Below are 21,492 nucleotides of genomic sequence, written 5' to 3' on the forward strand. Positions count from 1 at the left end.
AAGAAAAGGCTTGCATAAGAAAGTAGGGAGAATGAAGATGCAAAGAAGACAAGATAGAAATCAGGGTGGTTTAGCTTTTCGTTTTATGAAGGGCCTGGTAAACTTTTTTAGGAGTTATCGCAAGTGGAGCAATAAAGGATTTGTGGCGGTACTCTTGCTAGCAGTTGCTTTATCAATGGGCTTGGTCTTGTTGTTTGAAAGTTTCCAAGGCATGCCTCTGACCAGTCAAAAACGAGATACTATTTCTCAAGAGGGGACTAAGCAAAAGTCTCAGGAGCAGGAAGAGGAAAAAACTGCCAGAATTATGGCCCACGGGGATTTGCTCTACCACGATGGACTTTTCTTTTCAGCTAAAAAAGAAGACGGTACCTATGACTTTCATGAGAATTTTGAGTATGTGACACCTTGGCTTAAGCAAGCAGATTTAGCTATTGGTGACTTTGAAGGAACCATTAATAAGGATCATTATTTAGCAGGCTATCCTCTCTTTAATGCTCCTGCTGAAGTTATGGATGCCATTAAGGATGCAGGTTATCATGTGCTGGATTTAGCTCATAATCACATTTTGGATTCGCAAATTGAGGGAGTTATTTCAACGGCCGATATTATTGAGAAAGCTGGAATCACTCCAATCGGAGTTTATACGCATGAACCACGTGATCAGGCTCCGCTGGTCATTAAGGAAGTGAATGGTATCAAGATTGCACTGTTAGCCTATTCCTATGGATTCAATGGAATTGAACAGTATATTTCTCAGGAAGACTATAATCGTTATCTTTCAGATTTAAACGAAGATAAGATGAAGGCTGAAATTGAACGGGCGGAAAAGGAAGCAGATATCACCATTATCATGCCTCAGATGGGTGTTGAGTATCGATTGGAACCAACTGAAGAACAAAAAGCTCTTTATCACAAGATGATTGATTGGGGGGCGGATATCATCTTTGGAGGGCATCCTCACGTTGTGGAACCATCTGAAACGGTTGAAAAAGATGGAGACAAGAAACTCATTATCTATTCAATGGGGAACTTCATTTCCAATCAACGGATTGAATCTATGGGAGATGAAGAAAATGCTAAGTGGACTGAACGTGGTGTTCTTATGGACGTGACCATTAAGAAGAAGGATAGAAAAACAACTATCGGAACAGCTAAAGCTCATCCTACTTGGGTCAATCGAACACCAAAGGGAACCTTTTCACCAGAAGGCTATCCTTTATATCATTACCAAACCTATATCTTAGAAGATTTTATCGAGGGTGGCAGTCATCGTGATCAATTAGATGAAGCGACTAAGGAACGAATTGATACAGCCTATAAAGAAATGAACGAACATGTGGGATTGAAGTGGGATTAGTTTGAATCCAGAGGAAAGTAAATGACGATTAAAGTAATTGCGACAGATATGGATGGAACCTTGCTGGATGCTAGAGGCCAGCTGGATCTCCCACGATTGGAAAAGATTTTAGATCAGTTGGATAAAAGGGGCATTCGTTTTGTTATCGCGACGGGCAATGAAATTCACCGCATGAGGCAACTACTGGAGAACTTGGTCAATAGAGTGGTTCTGGTTGTTGCCAACGGTGCTCGTATTTTTGAAAACAATGAACTGATTCAGGCTCAGACTTGGGATGATGCCATTGTTGATAAGGCTTTGGCTCATTTCAAGGGTCGAGCGTGTCAGAACCAGTTTGTTGTAACGGGGATGAAGGGTGGTTTCGTCAAAGAAGGTACGATTTTTACAGACCTTGAAAGTTTTATGACTCCAGAAATGATTGAAAAATTCTACCAACGGATGCAGTTTGTGGATGAATTAACCTCTGACCTCTTTGGTGGTGTGCTCAAGATGAGTATGGTTGTTGGTGAGGAACGTTTGAGTTCGGTCTTGGAAGAAATCAATGACCTCTTTGATGGCCGTGTTCGGGCTGTATCCAGTGGCTATGGTTGCATTGATATCCTCCAAGCTGGAATTCATAAAGCATGGGGCTTGGAAGAATTACTCAAGCGCTGGAACTTGACCTCCCAACAAATCATGGCTTTTGGTGACAGTGAAAATGATGTTGAAATGCTTGAAATGGCTGGAATTGCCTATGCGATGGAAAATGCTGATGAGAAAGCCAAAGCTGTGGCGACTGCTCTAGCGCCAGCCAATAGCCAAGGAGGAGTTTATCAAGTATTGGAAAACTGGTTAGAAAAAGGAGAATGAAGTGGCAGTACAGTTATTAGAAAATTGGCTCCTAAAGGAACAAGAAAAAATCCAAACCAAGTATCGTCACTTAAATCAGGTTTCTGTTCTAGAGCCAGATGTTCTTTTTATTGGGGATTCCATTGTCGAGTATTATCCTATACAGGAGCTATTTGGAACTTCGAAGACGATTGTCAATCGAGGCATTCGAGGTTATCAGACAGGGTTGTTACTTGAGAACCTCGATGCGCATCTGTACGGTGGAGCAGTAGATAAAATTGTCCTTTTAACTGGGACGAACGATATTGGAAAAGATGTGCCTGTGAATGAGGCTCTCAATAATCTCGAAGCTATCATACAGTCTATTGCTCGCGATTATCCATTGACAGAGATAAAATTGCTTTCCATTTTGCCAGTCAATGAGGGAGAGGAGTACCAGCAGACAGTCTATATCCGTACGAATGAAAAAATTCAGAAATGGAATCAAGTCTATAAAGAACTTGCTTCTGCCTATATGCAGGTGGAATTTGTGCCAGTTTTTGATAGTTTGACAGACCAAGCAGGCCAACTCAAAAAAGAATATACAACTGATGGATTGCACCTCAGTGTTGCTGGTTATCAGGTTTTGACCAAAGCTTTGAAAGATTATCTTTACTAAATAGCTAAATAATGGTAAATTTGAGCATAATATCTTGTAAAAAATTCTAAAATCCTTTAAAATAAAAAGTGATGGAGGAATTTATGAATGTAAATCAGATTGTACGGATTATTCCTACTTTAAAAGTTAATAATAGAAAATTAAATGAAACATTTTATATTGAAACCCTTGGCATGAAGGCCTTATTAGAAGAGTCGGCCTTTCTATCACTAGGCGACCAAACAGGTCTTGAGAAGCTGGTTTTGGAAGAAGCACCAAGCATGCGTACTCGTAAGGTAGAGGGACGAAAAAAACTGGCTAGATTGATTATCAAGGTGGAAAATCCCTTGGAAATCGAAGAACTCTTATCTAAAACAGATTCGATTCATCAATTATATAAAGGTCAAAATGGATACGCTTTTGAAATTTTCTCACCAGAAGATGATTTGATTTTGATTCATGCGGAAGATGACAGAGCAAGTCTAGTAGAAGTAGGAGAAAAGCCTGAATTTCAAACAGATTTGGAATTAATTTCTTTAAGTAAATTTGAGATTTCTATGGAATTACATCTCCCAACTGATGTCGATAGTTACTTGGAACTATCTGAAATTGGGGAGTCACTTGATTTTATCCCAGCTCAGGGGCAGGATTTGACTGTGGACAATACGGCTACTTGGGATTTATCTATGCTCAAGTTCTTGGTCAATGAATTAGACATAGCAAGTCTTCGTAAGAAGTTTGAGTCTACAGAATATTTTATTCCTAAGTCTGAAAAATTCTTCCTTGGTAAAGATAGAAATAATGTTGAATTGTGGTTTGAAAAAGTATGAAGTGGACCAAGATTATTAAAAAAATAGAAGAACAAATCGAGGCAGGGATCTATCCCGGAGCCTCTTTTGCATATTTTAAGGACAATCAATGGACGGAGTTCTATTTAGGCCAGAGTGATCCAGAACATGGCTTGGATACTGAGGCAGGACTAGTTTATGACCTAGCCAGTGTCAGCAAGGTTGTTGGGGTTGGTACTGTTTTCACCTTCTTGTGGGAAAACGGTCAATTAGATATTGACAGACCAGTAACCGATTTTTTACCTGAAAGTGATTATCCAGATATCACTATTCGTCAACTCTTGACTCACGCAACAGATCTTGATCCTTTTATTCCTAACCGTGATCTTTTAACAGCTTCAGAATTAAAGGAAGCCATGTTTCATCTCAACAGACGAAGTCACCCAGCCTTTCTTTATTCAGATGTTCATTTTTTACTGTTGGGTTTTATGTTAGAAAGAATCTTCGATCAAGACTTGGATGTGATTATACAGGAGCAAGTTTGGAAACCTTGGGGAATGGATGAAACCCAGTTTGGGCCTGTTGAGTATGCTGTTCCAACAGTTAGAGGTGTAGAGTCTGGCGTGGTACATGATCCCAAGGCTCGCCTCCTGGGCAGACATGCAGGTAGTGCTGGTTTATTTTCGACTGTAACGGATTTACAAATCTTTTTAGAACACTATTTAGTAGATGATTTTGCAGGAGATTTGAGTCAAAATTTTTCTCCTTTGGATGACAAGGAACGTTCTTTGGCATGGAATTTGGAAGGAGATTGGCTAGACCATACGGGTTATACAGGTACCTTTATTATGTGGAATCGTCAGAAGCAAGAAGCGGCTATTTTCCTATCAAATCGTACCTATGAAAAGGATGAGAGGGCTCAATGGATTGTAGACCGCAATCAAGTGATGAACTTGATTCGCAAAGAAGAGTAAGGAGAACCATGTCAAATAGTTTAAAAGGGACTTTACTAACAGTTGTGGCTGGTATTGCTTGGGGCTTGTCAGGAACGAGTGGTCAATACCTGATGGCGCATGGAATTTCGGCTCTGGTTTTGACCAACTTGCGTCTTTTAATCGCTGGTGGAGTTCTCATGTTCTTGGCTTATGCTACTGCAAAGGATAAAATGCTGGCCTTTTTAAAGGATAGAAAGAGTTTGCTGTCTCTTCTTATTTTTGCTCTAATTGGTCTATTCCTCAATCAATTTGCCTATCTAACTGCTATTCAGGAGACCAATGCAGGTACTGCGACGGTGCTTCAGTATGTTTGTCCTGTTGGGATTTTGATTTATAGCTGTATCAAGGATAAGGTGGCGCCAACACTGGGAGAGATTGTTTCCATTATATTAGCCATCGGAGGAACCTTCCTGATCGCAACTCATGGGCAGTTGGACCAGTTATCCATTACACCTTCTGGCCTATTCTGGGGTCTCTTTTCTGCCTTGACTTATGCTCTGTATATCATTTTACCCATAGCCTTGATTAAGAAGTGGGGGAGTAGCTTGGTCATTGGTGTGGGAATGGTCATAGCAGGTTTGGTCGCCCTTCCTTTTACAGGGGTTCTACAGACTGCTATCCCAACCAGTCTTGATTTTCTCCTTGCCTTTGCAGGTATTATCCTTATCGGGACTGTCTTTGCCTATACAGCCTTCTTAAAAGGAGCCAGTCTGATTGGGCCGGTCAAGTCAAGTTTGTTGGCTTCAATTGAGCCAATTTCGGCTGTTTTCTTTGCCTTCTTAATCATGAATGAACAATTTTATCCCATTGATTTTCTTGGTATGGCAATGATATTATTTGCTGTAACTTTGATTTCGTTGAAAGATTTACTCTTAGAAAAATAAAAAGACTCTTTGTCGTCCGTGACAGAGAGTTTTTGCATAGTAATCTAATTATTTTCAAGATAAAATTCAAAACGTTCGCCTACATATTGACTTTTTACGTATTCAAAAGCTGTCCCATCTTCTAGGTAAGAAACCTGAGTCAGTCCAAGAATAGCATGTCCTTTTTCAACTTCCAAATAGTGGGCAATTTTTTCTTTAGCGAGACGAGCATAGATAGTCTGCTGTGATTTGCCGATACGATAGCCATGTTTTTGTAGGGTTTGGAAGAAATGACTAGTGATTTCTTCTTTTTTAAAGTCCTTAATGAATTTTTCAGGAATAGAAGCAACTTCATAAACCAGAGGAACTTGGTCGGCATAGCGAACACGTTCCATTCGGATAATATTGTCCGTTGGAGAAATTCCTAGCTTGGCAACTTCCTGTTCATTTGGAATAGTTTTTCTGTAGGAAATGAGTTGGCTAGAGGGTACTTTACCTTGGGACTTAACAATTTCAGTAAAACTGGTTGTCCCTCGCATCTTTTCTTGTACTCGAGTACTGGAAACAAAGGTGCCGCTTCCTACACGGCGCTCTAAGACGCCTTCTTCGACTAATAGAGATACGGCTTGGCGGAGGGTCATGCGACTAACCGCAAACTGCTCTGCTAAGTCTCGTTCACTGGGAAGTCTCTCACCAATGGCCCAACGATGTTCGTCAATATCCTTTTTAATCTGATCATGGATTTTCATATAAGCGGGTAGCATATTTTTCACTTCATTTCTATCTTTTCTCTATTGTACCCCAATAAACTAGAAAAAGTCAATCTTCGCCTTGTTTAGTTGGTAATTCGCCCTTATTTGTGATAGAATATTGAAAAAAGATATTTCTTTTGAGAAAGGAAAAAGATGAGCAACATTTCAACTGATTTGCAAGATGTAGAAAAAATCATCGTATTGGACTATGGTAGCCAATACAACCAGCTGATTTCACGCCGTATCCGTGAGATTGGTGTTTTTTCAGAACTAAAAAGCCATAAAATTTCAGCTGCTGAAGTTCGTGAAATCAATCCTGTAGGAATTATCCTTTCAGGTGGTCCAAACTCTGTATACGAAGATGGTTCATTTGATATTGACCCAGAAATCTTCGAACTTGGTATTCCTATTTTGGGAATCTGTTACGGTATGCAGTTATTGACCCATAAACTTGGAGGAAAAGTTGTCCCTGCAGGTGATGCTGGAAATCGTGAATACGGTCAATCAACCCTAACTCACACACCATCAGCGCTTTTTGAATCAACACCAGACGAGCAGACTGTTTTGATGAGCCATGGTGATGCGGTCACTGAGATTCCTGCTGACTTTGTTCGTACTGGAACATCAGCTGACTGCCCTTATGCAGCCATTGAAAACCCAGATAAACACATTTACGGTATCCAATTCCATCCAGAAGTCCGTCATTCTGTATACGGAAATGATATCCTTCGTAACTTTGCCCTTAACATCTGTAAGGCTAAAGGCGATTGGTCAATGGATAACTTCATTGATATGCAGATCCAAAAAATTCGTGAAACCGTCGGTGATAAACGTGTCCTTCTTGGTCTATCAGGTGGTGTTGACTCTTCAGTTGTTGGAGTTCTTCTCCAAAAAGCGATTGGCGATCAATTGATCTGTATCTTCGTGGATCACGGTCTTCTTCGTAAAGGTGAAGCAGATCAGGTTATGGATATGCTTGGTGGTAAGTTTGGTTTGAATATCGTCAAAGCAGACGCTGCAAAACGCTTTCTTGACAAACTTGCTGGCGTTTCTGACCCTGAACAAAAACGTAAAATCATCGGTAACGAGTTTGTCTATGTCTTTGATGACGAAGCAAGCAAGCTCAAAGATGTGAAATTCCTTGCACAAGGAACTCTTTACACCGACGTGATCGAGTCTGGTACGGATACAGCTCAAACTATCAAGTCGCACCACAACGTGGGTGGTCTTCCAGAAGACATGCAATTTGAATTGATTGAACCACTCAACACTCTTTATAAAGATGAAGTTCGTGCCCTTGGTACAGAGCTTGGTATGCCAGACCATATTGTATGGCGCCAACCATTCCCAGGACCAGGACTTGCTATCCGTGTCATGGGTGAAATCACTGAAGAGAAACTTGAAACTGTTCGTGAATCAGATGCTATCCTTCGTGAGGAAATTGCTAAAGCTGGTCTTGACCGCGATATCTGGCAATACTTCACAGTTAATACAGGTGTTCGTTCAGTTGGTGTTATGGGTGACGGTCGTACGTATGACTATACAATTGCAATCCGTGCCATCACCTCTATTGATGGTATGACTGCTGATTTTGCCAAAATTCCTTGGGATGTCCTTCAAAAAATCTCAGTACGTATCGTAAATGAAGTAGATCACGTTAACCGTATCGTCTACGATATTACAAGTAAACCACCTGCAACAGTTGAGTGGGAATAAGAAAAATTACAATAAAAAGGCTTTGAAATCAATGTTTCAGAGCCTTTAATTAAATAATCGCAAACAATTCGCAAACAAAGGAGAAATAAGATGTGTGATGATATTTTTATTAAAACAATTATTGAAAAATTACCTAAAATAGATGATAAAAACGCTTGGGACTTACTTGGTTTTGTAAATGAAAAGAAAGAAGTTTTCCCATTTGGAAATGATTCAAAAATAATAGGACGATTATTTGAAGTGATAGTATATCCATATTTGCTTGAAGTTGCAGAGGAGTTAGGATATAAGTTGTTTGAATCTGAAAAGCAGACAGTCTATCCAGATTTTTATTTCTTGAAACCTGATAAGAAAAGAATTGCACTTGATATTAAAACAACTTATCGACAATTTGATAAACAAGGTCAAATTAAAGAGTTCAATTTTACAGCTGGAAGTTTTACTAGTTACTTAAGAAATGGAACTAAAAATATTGATGGTAATTATAGTGAATATGATAAGCATTATATTCTAGGTTTTCTATATTCAAGGAATGAAAGTGCAAGTATTAGAAAGGTTAATTTAGAATCAGAAGACATTTCTTCAATAGTACCAGCTTATAAAGATGTAGAATATTTTGTTCAAGAAAAATATAAAGTAGCTGGTACAAGTAAAGGAAGTGGAAATACAGATAACATTGGAACCTTTAAATCTAAAATAATTAAGGATTTTCAAGATGGTAATGGTCCTTTTAGTAAATTAGGGAACGACCTTTTCCATATTTATTGGGAAAATTTTCCTAAATATAAAGATTCTCAAGAAGTAAAAGATAAACTCTTTAATAACTTAGAGACATTTACAGAGTGGGGAAAAGAAACTAAACAATTATCAACCGAACAATTAACACGACTTGAAAAATATTTATCAGTTGAAACAAATAAAGAATGTGAATAATAAAAAAAGGATACACTTTGTATCCTTTTTTATTTAGAATAATAGAATTTGTTGTTGTTCGTGATAAACTTCTTCTAAATTCAAATGTTTTTCACTTATTACTAGGGCTTCTATCATTTTATTTCGATTAGATTCCTTTGCTCCTAAGTGATAAAAATGTTCAGTAGTTAACAACTTTCCATCCGTCCATTTTTCCATGTGGGTATTTTTTCTATACTGATTTTCGTACCACATACTAAAGGCGTATCCTGCTTTTCCTTTTTGAGTAAGTTCTGCGAGTAATGTCGCGTATTCTTCACTCCAAGAATCATAATATCCATCATATCGATCAATGTACGGAGGGTCTAAATAAACAAAGTCATTTTCTCCCATCATCTCAAATGCTTTAGTGAAAGGAATACAGATAAATTCCCAATCTTTACCCTTCATTATTTTTTCAATCCATGAAACTTGATTTACAATTTTTGTAATCAATGCTTTTTGAAATCTCTCTGGTTTTCGTCCAAAAGGAACATTATAATTACCTTTATTATTAAAACGTATCATTCCATTAAAATTGGAACGTTGTAAAAATAAAAAATCTAAAGAGCTATGTTCTTTATTAAATCTATCTCTAACTTCATAGTAATAAGATGTCTTATCAGCCGGAGTACTAGATAATTTAGTTGCTTCATTTTCTAAAAAAGTTCTAACTGTTTGAGCAGTAATCTTCTTTGATTGAATATCTTTGTAAAATTGAATGATATAGGGATTGGTGTCACTAAAAATAGCCTTCTGTGGTTCTAAATTAAAACCTACTACACCAGATCCCATAAATGGTTCAAAGTATGTTCCTTTACCATCCCACTTTATTGATTCAGCAATAAATGGAACTAATTTAGTTTTTATTCCTTGGATTTTAATAGGTGGTACTTTAGGTGTGATAATTTTTTTAGGTAACAATTGTAATTCTCCTCCCCTACTATATGTATTCTATTATAGCATTTTTTATACTTTTTTCTTCAAAAACTGATTATAAACTTCTCCTCTTCCTAAAATGTAAAGTTAAACGCATAAAATATTTAACACTACAAAAAATAGTCAAATAAATGCATTCTGCATTCAAAATTGGTCTAATCATTGTTAGTTCTCCTTTATATAATTTCAGTGTTGTAATTATTTCACGCCACTGTTATAAAATAAGTGTCGTGTTTTGTCGACACATAAAATTGAAATAAAAAAAATAGGCTTGAAGCCTAAATTTTTCCGTGACGCACTAAAAGAGAACCCCTCACTATCATTCTGATAACAAAAGAAGTGGTTACATAATTTGTTTCTGTATATAGAGGTAAAATCTTTTTTAACTCAGCAATATCATCAATAGTAGTTTGATTTACTTGTAAATCAGTTCGAGTTTTTGGGGCACTTCGTTCTTCAACTTGAGACCCAAATTTTAATACTTTATCCCAGTTTTGTTCAGCAGTAATTTTTTTAGAATCTAAATAAGCTTGATTTACGACAAACCCATTAGTAAGATGAAGATTATCAAATTCTCCAGTTGCTTTTATTTCTTTTTTTAGAGTATCGATGCTATTTCGTGTTTCTATTGCTAATCTGACAGCTAATCTCACTATCTCACCACCTTTTTTTACTAATACTATTATACAAAAAATGTTGTGTTTTTGCTACACATTAATTTCAACTCTGTAAACAATTTACAAATAACAGAAATTAATTTTAATAAATTCTTATAAAAATAACTGAGTATAAATCCTTAATTTCACACTATATCGAACCTTATCAATTTAGAAAACAGTTGAGTGGGAATAGTCATCTAAGAACTAATTTATATAGTATAACGGGCCAGTATCTTTGGATACTGGTTTTTGCTCTTTCCTAAACTTTTTGAATACTTGTTAAAACTGGGGTAATTTTCGATTGTTTAACAGTTATTATGCAAAGTTTAAAAGATTAGAATTGTCAAAACAATCTGTCTAGGCTTGATTTTATGGCTTATTTACTATAAAATGAGAAGGAAAAACGTCAAACTTTTATATTGCAAATAGGAGAAAACATGACAAAAACATTAAAACGTCCTGAGGTTTTATCACCTGCAGGGACTTTAGAGAAGCTAAAAGTAGCTGTTCAGTATGGAGCAGATGCTGTCTTTATCGGCGGTCAGGCCTATGGTCTTCGTAGCCGAGCAGGTAACTTTACCTTTGAACAGATGGAAGAAGGCGTCCAGTTTGCTGCCAAGTACGGTGCCAAGGTCTATGTAGCGGCTAATATGGTTATGCACGAAGGGAATGAAGAGGGAGCTGGTGAGTGGTTCCGTAAACTGCGTGATATCGGAATTGCGGCAGTTATTGTGTCTGACCCAGCCTTGATTATGATTGCAGCAACAGAAGCACCAGGTCTTGAAATCCATCTCTCTACCCAAGCAAGTGCCACTAACTATGAAACCCTTGAGTTCTGGAAAGAGCTAGGCTTAACACGTGTCGTTTTGGCGCGTGAGGTTTCAATGGAAGAATTAGCTGAAATTCGCAAACGTACAGATGTTGAGATTGAAGCCTTTGTCCACGGAGCCATGTGTATTTCTTACTCTGGGCGTTGTACTCTTTCAAACCACATGAGTATGCGTGATGCCAACCGTGGTGGTTGTTCTCAGTCTTGCCGTTGGAAATACGACCTTTACGATATGCCATTTGGGAAAGAACGTAAGAGCCTTAAGGGAGAGATTCCAGAAGAATTTTCAATGTCAGCCGTTGATATGTCTATGATTGACCATATTCCAGATATGATTGAAAATGGAGTGGACAGTCTTAAGATTGAAGGGCGTATGAAGTCTATTCACTACGTATCAACAGTAACCAACTGCTACAAGGCGGCTGTGGATGCCTATCTTGAAAGTCCTGAAAAGTTTGAATCTATCAAACAAGACTTGATTGATGAGATGTGGAAGGTTGCCCAACGTGAATTGGCAACAGGTTTTTACTATGGTACACCATCTGAAAATGAGCAGTTGTTTGGTGCTCGCCGTAAAATTCCTGAGTACAAGTTTGTTGCTGAAGTGGTTTCTTATGATGACGCAACACAAACAGCAACTATTCGTCAACGAAACGTCATTAACGAAGGCGATCAAGTTGAGTTTTATGGACCAGGTTTCCGTCATTTTGAAACTTATATTGAAGATTTGCACGATGCTAAAGGCAATAAAATCGACCGTGCTCCAAATCCAATGGAGCTATTGACTATTAAGGTGCCTCAACCTGTTCAAGCAGGAGACATGGTTCGTGCATTAAAAGAAGGACTCATCAATCTTTACAAAGAAGATGGAACTAGTGTCACAGTTCGAGCTTAATGTAGTTGTTTAGTTTTAAAAAATTATGCAAAGCTCCATATACAACACTTAAACGAGATTAAAGAATGGCGAAATCCCTTGATGTGCAAGGGATTAGCTGTCCTTTTTTATTTTTTAAGTGATAAAGTCGGAGCTTAGGTATCCAAAGCCTATCAAATTAAACAAAGAAGCGATGCCGTCGATATTTTGAAATTATATATTTAAACTAAAAACTCTCTATCTTTTTGTGGTAGAGAGTTTTTTTGTTAATAAAATTTTACAAAATGACATTTATATATTGCATTAAGTTAGATATATGATATAATGTTGTTAAAAAGAGGCGCAACTTTTTAAACTCAATAAGAATCAAAGAGCAAACAATGAATATTAATGGAGGAATAAAAAATGGAAGTTATAAATGTAAGTAAGCATTATGGCCATTCAATCATTCTCAAAGGTATAAATTTTGCACTTAATAAGGGTGAAATTGTTGGTCTAGTAGGGAGAAACGGAGTTGGTAAGAGTACATTGATGAAAATTCTTGTTCAGAATAATCAACCGACTGCAGGGAATATTATAAGTAGTGATAATGTTGGGTATTTAATCGAAGAACCAAAGTTATTTTTATCTAAAACAGGTTTAGAGAATTTAAAATATTTGTCAAATTTATATGGTGTTGACTACAATCAAGAAAGATTTGGGAGTTTGATTCAAGAGTTAGATTTGACTCAGTCTATTAATAAAAAAGTAAAGACCTATTCTTTGGGTACAAAACAAAAATTAGCTTTGCTTCTAACTCTCGTTACGGAACCTGATATATTGATTTTAGATGAACCGACTAATGGTTTAGATATTGAATCATCACAAATAGTTTTAGCGGTTCTAAAAAACTTAGCTTTAAGTGAAAATGTGGGAATTTTAATATCGAGTCATAAATTAGAAGATATTGAAGAAATTTGTGAGAGAGTTCTTTTCTTGGAGAACGGGCTTTTGACATTTCAAAAAGTAGGAAAAGATAGTCATAATTACTTGTTTGAGATAGCTTTCTCATCAGCTACAGATAGAGACATTTTCCTTACCAAACAAGAATTTGGGGATATTGTTCAGGAAGAGGGACTGAAAATTACTATGTCTGGGAATATTCAAAGTAGTGAGCTTTTTAAATTTTTTAACGAAAACTCTATTAAAGTAGTTGATTTTGAAACTAAAAAAGAGACGCTTAAAGATATTTATCTAAATCGTTCAAAATAAAGGAAGGTTATAATCATGAAATTAAATAAATTGAATTTTCTTAAGGAAAATATAAGAGATTTATATTCATCAGGCGTAATATATCTAGGATTGGTTATCTCGTTTATACCGCCTATACTGGTTACATTCTTTATTCTAAAGACTCAAGGGACATCACTTGGTATTAAGCATATTTCAAATTTTTATGCTATGCTCGGTATGTTAATGGCTGTTATACATGCTAACCGAATTATTAGCAGGGATTTTTCCCACAATACGATCAGTTTATTTTATAATCAACAGAAAAATCGGATGATTTACGTCTTGTCCAATTTTCTATATGCCATCTCAGTTTCCATTATCTATGCTTTGAATGGTATTGTGTTACTAGTCATCGTAAGTAAATTGGGTGTTCCAGGTGATTTAGGATTAGATTTTATTGTAGCCATTGTAGTCAATACAATTTTGTTAGTCCTATTTTATTTTCTATTATCTTACATTTTCTATTTATATAAATTGAAAAGTGGCTTGGTATTTGGTATTTTAGTAGCTTTACTACTCTTTGTCCCTAATATATTAAATACGATTATGATGAATACTAGTAATGATTTGTTTATCAAAGCGATTGAACTTCTTCCTTTTTATTCCTTACCTGTATTTGTTGCTTCAAATACGATGTCTATTAGTCAGTATCTTGTGGTAATCACTACAATCATTTTATTGTATTTTTTCACTCTCAAGAAAAGCAAGGAGTATTCATTTTAGTTTCATTTAGTATTATTTTGTAGACTTAAAATCTAGTAAAAAATCAGTCATCTTGCTATGCTCCTGCTCTTGCTGTTTACCACGTTTTTGACTTATACTAGACTCATTTCCAAAAGCATTATATAATAGTGATATGAAATCAACTAAATAAGAAATACAAGCAATCAAAACTCGCTTAAAAGACCCTACTAAAGCTAATACTAAACAAAAAATCAAATAGCAAACTAGGAAGTTTATTTCAAACAATCCAACATACTGATTTTAGGCTGAAGATAATATTGGAGTGCTAATTAATGAGGTTATAATAAATAGCTGACAGCTTGTGTTGGTTTTGGATTTTTTAAGAGTAGATGAGTATTAAAACTATAAGGAGGACGCAGGTGGCTAAAAATTTAAAATTAAAATTAGCTCGGATAGAGCTTGATTTAACACAAGGTCAACTGGCAGAGGCTGTGGGGGTGACGCGCCAGACTATAGGCTTGATAGAAGCAGGGAAATACAATCCTAGTCTCTCCCTTTGCCAGTCTATTTGCAGATGCTTAGGAAAAACTTTAGACCAACTATTTTGGGAGGAAGAAGATGGTAAATAAATTTATTCATTATCAATTACTTGACGAAAGAGAAGAACAACTAATCAATAAAGCTGGGGCAGAGTCTTTTTCACTCTTTATTGGGCTTGTACTTCTAAGCTATTTGGTGGCAGTGTTGGCTCCCTCTCTTTTTAATCCGAATTTTCTAGTCTATACCCTGATAGTAGGAATTTTCTTCTTTTTCAATCGTGCCCGTTATCTGGGAGTGACCTACTATAGTCGTTTTCATTTTACGATTTTGGGTTGTTTTTGTCTAACCTTGGCTATTACGGCTCTTTTGATGTTGCAGAATTATCAATTCAACATAGAAATTTATCAGTACAATCCTTTGAACGTTAAATACCTATCTGCTTGGGCGATTACTTATGTCATTTACCTTCCATGGGTCTTTATTGGCAATCTTGGTCTGAAGAGCTATGGTGAATGGGCTCAGAAAAAGTTTGAACAAGATATGGATGAACTAGAGAGTGGTGAATAGCTTGTTACTCTTTTCTCAATCCAGCTAAAATGTGATATAATAGTACTAATTTATTGGAATACATGAAAGTTCTTGAAAATTTTCATGGGTTTCTAGCTAAGGAAGTAGGAAAAGTATGTATCCAGATGATAGTTTGACATTGCACACGGACTTGTACCAGATTAACATGATGCAGGTTTACTTTGACCAGGGGATTCACAATAAAAAGGCGGTTTTTGAGGTGTATTTCCGCCAGCAGCCTTTTAAGAACGGCTATGCGGTTTTTGCTGGTTTGGAAAGAATTGTGAACTATCTTGAAGATTTGCGTTTTTCAGATAGTGATATTGCCTATTTGGAGTCGCTGGGCTATCATGGGGCATTCTTGGACTACCTCCGCAATTTCAAGTTGGAGTTGACCGTTCGTTCTGCCCAAGAAGGAGACCTGGTTTTTGCTAATGAACCGATTGTGCAGGTGGAAGGCCCTCTAGCCCAATGTCAGTTGGTCGAAACAGCCCTTTTGAACATCGTCAACTACCAGACCTTGGTGGCGACTAAGGCAGCTCGTATTCGCTCGGTTATTGAAGATGAACCCTTGATGGAGTTTGGGACACGTCGGGCTCAAGAAATGGATGCGGCTATCTGGGGAACACGCGCAGCGGTGATTGGTGGTGCTAATGGAACCAGCAATGTGCGTGCTGGTAAACTCTTTGATATTCCTGTCTTGGGGACTCACGCCCATTCCTTGGTGCAGGTTTATGGTAATGATTATGAGGCTTTCAAGGCTTATGCTGCGACCCATAAAAATTGCGTCTTTCTTGTGGATACCTATGACACACTTCGAATTGGGGTACCCGCTGCCATTCAGGTGGCGCGTGAGCTGGGTGACCAGATTAATTTCCTTGGTGTCCGCATTGACTCTGGAGACATTGCCTATATTTCTAAAAAAGTTCGTCAACAACTGGACGAGGCAGGATTTACTGATGCTAAGATTTATGCATCAAATGACCTTGATGAAAATACCATCCTTAACCTCAAAATGCAACATGCTAAGATTGATGTTTGGGGAGTAGGTACTAAGCTGATTACAGCATATGACCAACCAGCTCTTGGGGCGGTTTATAAGATTGTTGCGATTGAAGATGAAAATGGTAACATGCGTAATACCATCAAGCTGTCAAATAATGCGGAAAAAGTGTCGACGCCAGGTAAGAAGCAGGTGTGGCGCATTACCAGTCGTGAAAAAGGTAAGTCAGAGGGCGACTACATCACTTATGATGGCGTAGATGTTGCCAGCATGACAGAAATCAAGATGTTCCATCCGACCTATACTTATATCAAGAAGACCGTTCGTAATTTTGACGCTGTTCCTCTCTTAGTGGATATCTTCAAAGACGGAAAATTGATTTATAACCTGCCTAGCTTGACTGAGATTCAGGACTATGCTCGTAAGGAATTTGACAAGCTTTGGGATGAATACAAGCGCGTGCTCAATCCGCAACATTATCCAGTAGATTTGGCGCGTGATGTATGGCAAGACAAGATGGACTTGATTGATAAGATGCGCAAGGAAGCCCTTGGTGAAGGAGAAGAAGAATGAGTTTGCTAGAAGCGATTATCCAAGAACTGGGCGTGAAACCAGTGATTGATGCCCAGGAAGAAATCCGTCGTTCCATTGATTTCTTAAAGAGATACCTGAAAAAACATCCTTTCCTAAAAACCTTTGTACTAGGAATTTCTGGAGGGCAGGACTCAACCTTGGCAGGGCGCTTGGCCCAATTAGCTATGGAAGAACTGCGAGCAGAAACGGGAGACGACAGCTATAAATTTATCGCTGTCCGCCTGCCTTATGGAGTGCAAGCTGATGAAGCAGATGCTCAAAAAGCCTTAGCATTCATCCAACCAGATGTCAGTTTAGTCGTCAATATCAAGGAATCAGCTGACGCCATGACGGCAGCAGTTGAAGCGACAGGTAGTCCTGTTTCAGATTTTAACAAGGGCAATATCAAGGCACGTTGCCGTATGATTGCTCAGTATGCCCTTGCTGGTTCCCATAGCGGAGCGGTCATTGGAACAGACCACGCCGCGGAAAATATCACAGGTTTCTTTACCAAGTTTGGTGACGGTGGTGCGGATATTCTCCCTCTTTACCGCCTCAATAAACGTCAAGGAAAACAACTCTTGAAGGAACTTGGTGCAGACCCAGCACTTTATGAAAAAATCCCAACAGCAGACCTAGAAGAAGACAAACCAGGCTTAGCTGACGAAGTAGCCCTCGGAGTCACCTATGAAGAGATTGACGACTACCTAGAAGGCAAAACAATTAACCCAGAAGCCCAAGCAAGAATCGAAAACTGGTGGCACAAAGGCCAACACAAACGCCACCTACCAATCACCGTCTTTGATGACTTTTGGGAGTAAAAAGGTCCGGGGGACTTTTTAGCTTCTTGCCCTGAAATTAAAAAGCAAGAAAAACCTCCAGTGGAGGTTTTCAGCCTCTCACCTTGAAATAAGAAAGTGAGAGAAGGTTCGGTAACTCGAAGAGTTCGATTTCGTAGTCTCACCCCCGCAACGATGACTAGGTTTGAAAAAGCTTGGGAAAGCGCATTTCAAACCAGACAGCGACTGCGTCAAGAAATTATATGAAAAACTCATTTTCTAGCTGTCACTGAGTTTAATCTTTTTACCCCGAGCATGGAAACAGGTAAGCGAGGAAGGTCCAGTGGACCTTTTTAGCTTATTACCTTGAAATTCAAAAGCAAAACAAGTTTCGATGGAGATTGGACAGAGAAACATCTATCAGAAAGTGAGGTAGCATCATGAAATCTATCGGTACGCAAACATTACAGACAGACCGTTTGATTTTAAGAAGATTTGTGGAAAGTGATGCAGAAGCTATGTTTCAAAATTGGGCTTCGTCTGCTGAGAATCTAACCTACGTCACTTGGGATCCCCATCCTGATGTCGAGGTCACTCGAAACTCCATTCGAAATTGGGTTGCCTCCTATACTAATCTCAACTATTACAAATGGGCCATTTGTCTCAAAGAGAACCCAGAGCAAGTGATAGGAGATATCAGCATCGTTGCAATAGATGAGAACAATTCTTCTTGTGAAATTGGCTATGTGTTAGGCAAGAAGTACTGGGGTCATGGTATGATGACGGAGGCCTTGAAAGCTGTCTTGGACTTCTGTTTTACTCAAGCAGGTTTTCAAAAAGTTAGAGCTCGATATGCCAGTCTCAATCCAGCTTCAGGTCGTGTCATGGAGAAGGCTGGAATGTCCTATCTAAAGACTATTAGCAATGGTGTAGAGAGAAAAGGCTATCTTGCGGACCTTATTTATTATCAGATAAGTAGGGAAGAATGTTGAATTCTCTTTTTTGTTTTCATTGAAGTCAACTATTTATTGTAAATATAATAATGGGTATTCCAAGTTTATTTACAACTTTAAAATAGCATATTGATTAGTACAAGACAGATGTTCTAGTTCCTTCTTTAATCTTATTTAGTATTAGTTAAAAAATCGCTTTAAGCTTGTAACTAAGAGGGAGCTAATCGACTAGATTCTCCAGCCGAACAGGTAGTAATATATGTTTTATAGTGTAATCCTAGCTGTTGTTAAATTTAAAATAGAATCCTCTATCGAGTTAGGGAATTAAATTCCACAAATTTTATTTATGTTTTTCATCAAAATATCTAATATTAAAACATTCTAATTCTGATGAACAAACTATTCGATTGCTACTGCATCGTTGTATAAAGAATGATGAAAGATGAGTGAAAATTATCAAGTTGGAATGTTTGTATTTAAATATATTAGCATGTATTTAGATAAGATGTCTGCAATCCTCTATATATGAGATTGATTACGATATAGTTAAAGTGTTATTTCAATAATCAATATATCATTATAAGTTTATTTAATATATGAAACATATTATTCAACATTTGCCAGAAAAGATGCTATACTAGAAGTAGTAACTTTTAGAAGGAGGATGTAATGGCAAAATCTAATACCAATAAGCGCTATGCATTACGTAAACTCGGAAAGATTTTTGGTTCTGTGATAATCGGGCTAACTTTATTTTTAGGAGGAGTCCTGAATACAAGTTTTGTTCATGCTGATGGAACAGGAGTGACATTTATTAAAGACGATACCCGCCGTAAAGGGGAGGAACCGGAGACTGATGTTGATGAAGTAGGAAATATTATTGTTAAAGTTCCAGCTAAGGATAGCGTTGAAACGAAAGTAATTCCAATCGAAACAGAATATGAAGCGGATCCAACTCTTGCTAAAGGGGAAAAGAAAGATGATCCAACTCGTCCAGGTAAGGCAGGAACTGAAACCATTACGACTACTTATAAAATCGAAGGTGGTAAGGCAGTAGAAGATAAGAAGACTAGTGAAGTAACAACTGAGATGGTTAAGAAAGTAGTTAAAGTCGGGACAAAACCGACTGAAACAACTGAGCCTACAATTTCCACGGAAGTGAGGTATGAAAAGGATCCAGAACATACAAGAGGAAGCCAACCTACGACTATTCCAAGCGAAGATGGACTGAAAACAGTTACGACTAGTTATAAAGTTGATTCTAAGACAGGCGATATTGCGGTAGCAACTGTTTCGGAGACGGTTACTAAAGCAGCTACACCTATTATTGTTAAAGTTCCAGCTAAAGATAGCGTTGAAACAAAGGCTATTCCAATCGAAACAGAGTATGAAGCGGATCCAACTCTTGTTAAAGGGGAAAAGAAAGATGATCCAACTCGTCCAGGTAAGGTAGGAACTGAAACCATTACGACTACTTATAAAATCGAAGGTGGTAAGGCAGTTGAAGATAAGAAGACCAGTGAAGTAACAACTGCGATGGTTAAGAAAGTGGTTAAAGTCGGGACAAAACCGACTGAAACAACTGAGCCTACAATTTCCACGGAAGTGAGATATGAAAAGGATCCAGAACATACAAGAGGAAGCCAACCTACGACTATTCCAAGCGAAGATGGACTGAAAACAGTTACGACTAGTTATAAAGTTGATTCTAAGACAGGCGATATTACGGTAGCAACTGTTTCAGAGATGGTTACTAAAGCAGCTACACCTATTATTGTTAAAGTTCCAGCTAAGGATAGCGTTGAAACAAAAGTAATCCCAATCGAAACAGAATATCTCGATGACCCAACTCTTGATAAAGGTCAAGAAATAGAAGAAGCAGGAGAAATTGGTGAAATTACGCTTACTACAATCTATACTGTAGATGAACGTGATGGAACAATTGAAGAAACTACTTCTCGTCAAATTACTAAAGAGATGGTAAAAAGACGTATAAGGAGAGGGACGAGAGAACCTGAAAAAGTTGTTGTTCCTAAGAAATCATCTATTCCTTCGTATCCTGTATCTGTTACATCTAATCAAGGAACGGATGCAGCAGTAGAACCAGCTAAACCAGTTGCGCCAACAGGCTGGAAACAAGAAAATGGTATGTGGTATTTTTATAATACTGATGGTTCCATGGCAACAGGTTGGGTACAAGTGAATGGTTCATGGTACTACCTCAACTCTAACGGTTCCATGGCAACAGGTTGGGTACAAGTGAATGGTTTATGGTACTACCTCAACTCTAACGGTTCCATGGCAACAGGTTGGGAGCAAGTTGATGGTTCATGGTACTATCTAAACGATAATGGTTCTATGGAGACAGGTTGGCTACAAAATAATGGTTCATGGTACTACCTCAACAGCAACGGTTCTATGAAAGCCAATCAATGGTTCCAAGTTGGTAGTAAATGGTATTATGTAAACGCATCGGGTGAGCTAGCGGTCAATACAAGTATAGATGGCTATAGAGTCAATGATAATGGTGAATGGGTGCGTTAATAGATTCCTCCCTGCGACACAATTGATAATAGTATATCTGAATATATAATTATGTATAAAAAGCTATAGATAAGCTCATCTTATAGCGACTATAAAAAAGTGAACAAGCCTAGTCTTCTGTACATTAGAATTCAGGTTTGTTCACTTTTTGTTTAATACTCAATGAAAATCAAAGAGCAAACTAGGAAACTAGCCGCAGGTTGCTCAAAGCACTGCTTTGAGGTTGTAGATAGAACTGACGAAGTCAGCTCAAAACAGTGTTTTGAGGTTGTAGATGAAACTGACGAAGTCAGTAATCATACCTACGGCAAGGTGACGTTGACGCGGTTTGAAGAGATTTTTGAAGAGTATAAGTCTTTGATTTTGAGACTAAGGAGAGTCAGGGTCAA

At 37.7% G+C, this 21,492-nt stretch carries 19 protein-coding genes and 2 pseudogenes; 18 read left to right on the plus strand and 3 right to left on the minus strand.

Annotation, left to right across the window (positions count from 1 at the left end):
- Positions 1 to 37 precede the first annotated feature (37 nt).
- The 6 genes from HT698_RS07520 to HT698_RS07545 all read left to right on the plus strand — a co-directional run bounded on the left by HT698_RS07520 (position 38) and on the right by HT698_RS07545 (position 5,489).
- Positions 38 to 1,357, plus strand: coding sequence for a CapA family protein (locus HT698_RS07520; RefSeq protein ID WP_173218669.1), 1,320 nt, complete (start codon positions 38 to 40; stop codon positions 1,355 to 1,357).
- A gap of 21 nt (positions 1,358 to 1,378) precedes the next feature.
- Positions 1,379 to 2,206 carry an HAD family hydrolase gene (locus HT698_RS07525; protein ID WP_173218670.1) on the plus strand — a complete coding sequence of 276 codons (828 nt, stop codon included), beginning with the start codon at positions 1,379 to 1,381 and terminating at the stop codon, positions 2,204 to 2,206.
- Between the two features lies 1 nt (position 2,207).
- The gene (locus HT698_RS07530) at positions 2,208 to 2,843 is read left to right on the plus strand and encodes a GDSL-type esterase/lipase family protein (protein WP_173218671.1); all 636 of its coding nucleotides are present in this window, start codon (positions 2,208 to 2,210) and stop codon (positions 2,841 to 2,843) included.
- A gap of 83 nt (positions 2,844 to 2,926) precedes the next feature.
- Positions 2,927 to 3,652 (plus strand): CppA N-terminal domain-containing protein, encoded by a 726-nt coding sequence (locus HT698_RS07535; RefSeq protein ID WP_173218672.1) that lies wholly within the window; start codon positions 2,927 to 2,929, stop codon positions 3,650 to 3,652.
- Positions 3,649 to 4,584, plus strand: coding sequence for a serine hydrolase domain-containing protein (locus HT698_RS07540; protein ID WP_173218673.1), 936 nt, complete (start codon positions 3,649 to 3,651; stop codon positions 4,582 to 4,584). Before HT698_RS07535 ends, HT698_RS07540 begins: the two co-directional genes overlap by 4 nt.
- An 8-nt stretch (positions 4,585 to 4,592) precedes the next feature.
- On the plus strand, positions 4,593 to 5,489 hold the full coding sequence (locus tag HT698_RS07545; RefSeq protein ID WP_173218674.1) for a DMT family transporter: 897 nt from the start codon (positions 4,593 to 4,595) through the stop codon (positions 5,487 to 5,489).
- 44 nt (positions 5,490 to 5,533) lie between these two features.
- Here HT698_RS07545 and HT698_RS07550 read toward each other — a convergent pair whose 3' ends face one another.
- Positions 5,534 to 6,232 carry a GntR family transcriptional regulator gene (locus tag HT698_RS07550; RefSeq protein ID WP_125452984.1) on the minus strand — a complete coding sequence of 233 codons (699 nt, stop codon included), beginning with the start codon at positions 6,230 to 6,232 and terminating at the stop codon, positions 5,534 to 5,536.
- A gap of 141 nt (positions 6,233 to 6,373) precedes the next feature.
- Between HT698_RS07550 and guaA the strand changes: the two genes are divergently transcribed.
- Complete coding sequence (gene guaA / locus HT698_RS07555; RefSeq protein ID WP_000065711.1) at positions 6,374 to 7,936, plus strand: glutamine-hydrolyzing GMP synthase; 1,563 nt, start codon at positions 6,374 to 6,376, stop codon at positions 7,934 to 7,936.
- Positions 7,937 to 8,026: 90 nt separating this feature from the next.
- A complete protein-coding gene (locus tag HT698_RS07560; protein ID WP_173218675.1) occupies positions 8,027 to 8,869 on the plus strand; it encodes a type II restriction endonuclease in 843 nt (280 codons plus the stop codon).
- Between the two features lie 33 nt (positions 8,870 to 8,902).
- Here HT698_RS07560 and HT698_RS07565 read toward each other — a convergent pair whose 3' ends face one another.
- Together HT698_RS07565 and HT698_RS07570 are read right to left on the minus strand one after the other, a co-directional pair.
- Entirely contained in the window at positions 8,903 to 9,811 is a 909-nt protein-coding gene (locus tag HT698_RS07565) for a Dam family site-specific DNA-(adenine-N6)-methyltransferase (RefSeq protein WP_173218676.1), read from the minus strand.
- A 293-nt stretch (positions 9,812 to 10,104) separates the two neighbouring features.
- A complete protein-coding gene (locus HT698_RS07570; RefSeq protein ID WP_173218677.1) occupies positions 10,105 to 10,479 on the minus strand; it encodes a hypothetical protein in 375 nt (124 codons plus the stop codon).
- 443 nt (positions 10,480 to 10,922) lie between these two features.
- On the opposite strand from HT698_RS07570, the gene HT698_RS07575 reads away from it, so the two are divergent.
- From HT698_RS07575 to HT698_RS10185, 10 genes and pseudogenes are all read left to right on the plus strand, one after another.
- Positions 10,923 to 12,209, plus strand: a complete 1,287-nt coding sequence (locus tag HT698_RS07575) for a U32 family peptidase (protein WP_173218678.1) — start codon at positions 10,923 to 10,925, stop codon at positions 12,207 to 12,209.
- 359 nt (positions 12,210 to 12,568) lie between these two features.
- Positions 12,569 to 13,439: pseudogene (locus HT698_RS07580) on the plus strand (ABC transporter ATP-binding protein).
- A gap of 15 nt (positions 13,440 to 13,454) precedes the next feature.
- Positions 13,455 to 14,183: a hypothetical protein gene (locus tag HT698_RS07585; protein WP_173218682.1), complete on the plus strand. Its 729-nt coding sequence runs from the start codon at positions 13,455 to 13,457 to the stop codon at positions 14,181 to 14,183.
- 380 nt (positions 14,184 to 14,563) lie between these two features.
- Positions 14,564 to 14,773 (plus strand): helix-turn-helix transcriptional regulator, encoded by a 210-nt coding sequence (locus HT698_RS07590; RefSeq protein ID WP_049525060.1) that lies wholly within the window; start codon positions 14,564 to 14,566, stop codon positions 14,771 to 14,773.
- Positions 14,763 to 15,251 carry a DUF6773 family protein gene (locus HT698_RS07595; protein ID WP_173218684.1) on the plus strand — a complete coding sequence of 163 codons (489 nt, stop codon included), beginning with the start codon at positions 14,763 to 14,765 and terminating at the stop codon, positions 15,249 to 15,251. Before HT698_RS07590 ends, HT698_RS07595 begins: the two co-directional genes overlap by 11 nt.
- A gap of 115 nt (positions 15,252 to 15,366) precedes the next feature.
- The gene (locus HT698_RS07600) at positions 15,367 to 16,827 is read left to right on the plus strand and encodes a nicotinate phosphoribosyltransferase (protein WP_173218686.1); all 1,461 of its coding nucleotides are present in this window, start codon (positions 15,367 to 15,369) and stop codon (positions 16,825 to 16,827) included.
- Positions 16,824 to 17,648, plus strand: a complete 825-nt coding sequence (gene nadE, locus HT698_RS07605; RefSeq protein WP_173218693.1) for an ammonia-dependent NAD(+) synthetase — start codon at positions 16,824 to 16,826, stop codon at positions 17,646 to 17,648. Before HT698_RS07600 ends, nadE begins: the two co-directional genes overlap by 4 nt.
- Before the next feature lie 398 nt (positions 17,649 to 18,046).
- Positions 18,047 to 18,598, plus strand: coding sequence for a GNAT family N-acetyltransferase (locus HT698_RS07610; RefSeq protein ID WP_173218695.1), 552 nt, complete (start codon positions 18,047 to 18,049; stop codon positions 18,596 to 18,598).
- A gap of 630 nt (positions 18,599 to 19,228) precedes the next feature.
- Positions 19,229 to 21,103: a G5 domain-containing protein gene (locus HT698_RS07615; protein WP_173218697.1), complete on the plus strand. Its 1,875-nt coding sequence runs from the start codon at positions 19,229 to 19,231 to the stop codon at positions 21,101 to 21,103.
- Between the two features lie 162 nt (positions 21,104 to 21,265).
- Positions 21,266 to 21,492: pseudogene (locus HT698_RS10185) on the plus strand (hypothetical protein); the annotation flags it as partial.

Origin of the sequence: Streptococcus sp. 3109 (genome assembly GCF_013276905.1) — a bacterium.
Lineage (GTDB): Bacteria > Bacillota > Bacilli > Lactobacillales > Streptococcaceae > Streptococcus.